3 protein-coding genes are annotated in these 2,475 nt (G+C 44.3%); 1 reads left to right on the plus strand and 2 read right to left on the minus strand.

Annotated features, from left to right (window positions below; all coding sequences use genetic code 11):
* Both rpl1P and VJB08_05835 read right to left on the minus strand, forming a co-directional pair.
* Positions 1 to 191 (minus strand): 50S ribosomal protein L1 (gene rpl1P, locus VJB08_05830; protein HLD43473.1); only part of this gene is annotated, 191 nt, incomplete at its 3' end.
* 55 nt (positions 192 to 246) lie between these two features.
* A complete protein-coding gene (locus tag VJB08_05835) occupies positions 247 to 1,503 on the minus strand; it encodes an NAD+ synthase (GenBank protein HLD43474.1) in 1,257 nt (418 codons plus the stop codon).
* A gap of 72 nt (positions 1,504 to 1,575) precedes the next feature.
* Between VJB08_05835 and VJB08_05840 the strand changes: the two genes are divergently transcribed.
* Positions 1,576 to 2,295, plus strand: coding sequence for a diphthine--ammonia ligase (locus tag VJB08_05840; protein HLD43475.1), 720 nt, complete (start codon positions 1,576 to 1,578; stop codon positions 2,293 to 2,295).
* Positions 2,296 to 2,475 lie beyond the last annotated feature (180 nt).

Genomic DNA, 2,475 nt, shown 5'->3' on the forward strand with positions numbered 1-2,475 from the left:
ACCAAGCTGCAGATCCTGCTCTCCTTGCCTGTTCCATGATTAAGGACTACAAAGAATTCTACCTGGTTCTCTGTTTTTTTCAGGTCAAGATCCTTAAAACTGACGATATAATCTATTGACTGTGTGAATTTCTTCTTCGGAGATTCCTTATGTACTCTTTCCAGAATGCGTTTTATCTCCTGTTTTTGCATTGCGCCCTCCTATCAGAGATAGTATTACGGGATGTTTTCAGGAACCTTGGCTTATTTATAAATGTTTCTTTATATGCTGCTCTGCTGCCTTAGAAACAAGCCCATCGACAGAATTGTTGCCTTTCAGCCTGCTGCGGATCTCGGTTGCTGAAATCCTAAGTTCGCGCTTAATCCTTGCCACCTGATACCCTTTTGCCTTGAAGAGCCTGATTGTTCTGGGGTTTCCGCTGTACACGATGCTGGCCTTCCCGCAGATCTTTTCAACATGGTCCACCCACAAGGCATCATTGTTGATGTCAGGAATGGCAACTATTTGATACCTATCCAGGATGACCTCATCTTGGAGCGTTTTCTCAATGATATGTTTTCTCTCTTCAAATGAGTAGGGATTTTTTGATGTTCCTTTATGCTGGGAGGATCCGACTCCTATAATCACTGCATCGCATTCCTCTAATGCCCTCCTCACAACGCCGGCATGGCCTTTATGGAATGGCTGGAACCTTCCGATGAAGATACCTGTTTTCGCCGATTTTTCCGGCAATTTGCCGCTTGCCATGACTGGAGGAACTCGCCGCTTATGCTGGTTTGCCTGAATGAGGCCCAGGATTCTCCTGAAAAGCCCTGGGTTAGCTTTAGATGTCTGCATCCTTTTGATGCCGGAAATGCCAGGGTATTCTTTCTCAATTTGCCTGAGGATTTTGTCTATCTCTTCATAGGTTCCGCCAAGCTCAGACTCATCAGTATGGCCATGAAAGAGCTCTGCGGAGGGAGGCTTGGAAAGTATCGCCTCCGGAAGCTGAAGAAAACGGGCGAGCTTGTACACTTCTGTTTTATACAGTTCGCCTATAACCTCGATATCAACTGCGCCATCGCCATATTTCGTAAAATAGCCTAAGACGATCTCAGTCTTATTTGAGGTTCCTATGACTATTGCATTGTGCGTGTTCGCAAAGTGGTACAGCAGCGCTGCCCTCACCCTGGCTTTTGCGTTCATGCCGGCCAATTTTGATCCTTTCCATGGAAGGTTTGAATAGGATGCTATATACTCGTTGATTGGGACAATATACCATCGAATTTCCAGCTTTTCTGCCAAACGTATTGCGTCGTCAACATTTGTTTTCAATGAAAGGCCTTTCTGGGGCATGATAAGGCCAGTAACATTCTGTTTTCCTAATGCCTTGACAGCCAGCATTGCAGAAAGAGAACTGTCAACTCCCCCGCTTAATCCAATGACTGCTTTTGATTTCTTATTCTCCTTAAAATATCTTTGTATATTCTTTACAATATTCCTATACACTTTTTCAACATCCATGCTTTTGGGAACTTCTCTGTTTTTTTAAACCCTTTCAAAACCTTTATAAATCACTACCTGTTCGTTTTCACCATGAAGGTTGCAGTCCTGTATTCCGGAGGGAAGGATTCCACCTATGCAATTCAGTTTTGCAGGGAGAAGGGATGGGACGTTCGGTATTTGCTTAGCGTGAAGCCAACACGCAAGGATTGCTTTTTATTTCATTACGCCACTGTTGAGCACACAAGGAAAACAGCGGAGATGCTTGGGATTAGGCATCGGCTGATTTCATGTTCTGTTGCTGATCCTGTCCAGGAAGCGTTGCTTATCCAGAAGGTTGTTGCTATGGAAGAAAAGGTTGATGCAGTTGTTTTAGGAGGGACGGGATTGCAGGAGACGCAGATCAATTCTATCAAGCGGGTCTTGGCTCCTTTAGGGATTGATGCATTTGCAGCACATGCAGGAAGGGACCATGCTGAGGTGTTTGCTGAGATGCTGGAGCAGGGATATGAGGTTATGATCACCCAGGTTGCTTCTGATGGGTTGATGCAATGGCTTGGCACGATTATCACCAAGGCAAATTTCCCCCAGCTTTTAGAGGATTCAAAGAGGTATGGCTTTCATTCAGGATTTGAAGGAGGGTATGCGGACAGCTTTGTGCTTGATTGCCCCTTGTTTTCGAAGAGGGTTGAACTTGCTGGTGTTTCTACAATTATAGATGACGCTTATTGTGGGCATATCATAGCCACTACTATCAATCTTGTTGATAAGAATACCATCCTAGAGGCTGTTTCTGAAGTGATTATATCATAAATTTGTACTTCTTTCTACCCGAAAATCCATATATCAACTGGCTCTGTCCTGAATCTCTTTTTTAAGATACTTTTAAGTAAAAGGCTGCCCCGTTCAGGTTTTACCCTGATTGGGGCAGGGTGGAGGACTAGCTCCACCATGGACGAAGAAAACAAACTGGTTAAAAAAGTTAAGCGTCTC

It is taken from the genome of Candidatus Nanoarchaeia archaeon (assembly GCA_035290625.1).
Lineage (GTDB): Archaea > Nanobdellota > Nanobdellia > Woesearchaeales > DATDTY01 > DATDTY01.

Excerpts from the sequence above, each read along its gene's own strand:
- VJB08_05835 (HLD43474.1), bottom strand. The coding sequence starts at position 1,503 with ATGGATGTTGAAAAAGTGTATAGGAATATTGTAAAGAATATACAAAGA.
- VJB08_05840 (HLD43475.1), top strand. The coding sequence starts at position 1,576 with ATGAAGGTTGCAGTCCTGTATTCCGGAGGGAAGGATTCCACCTATGCA.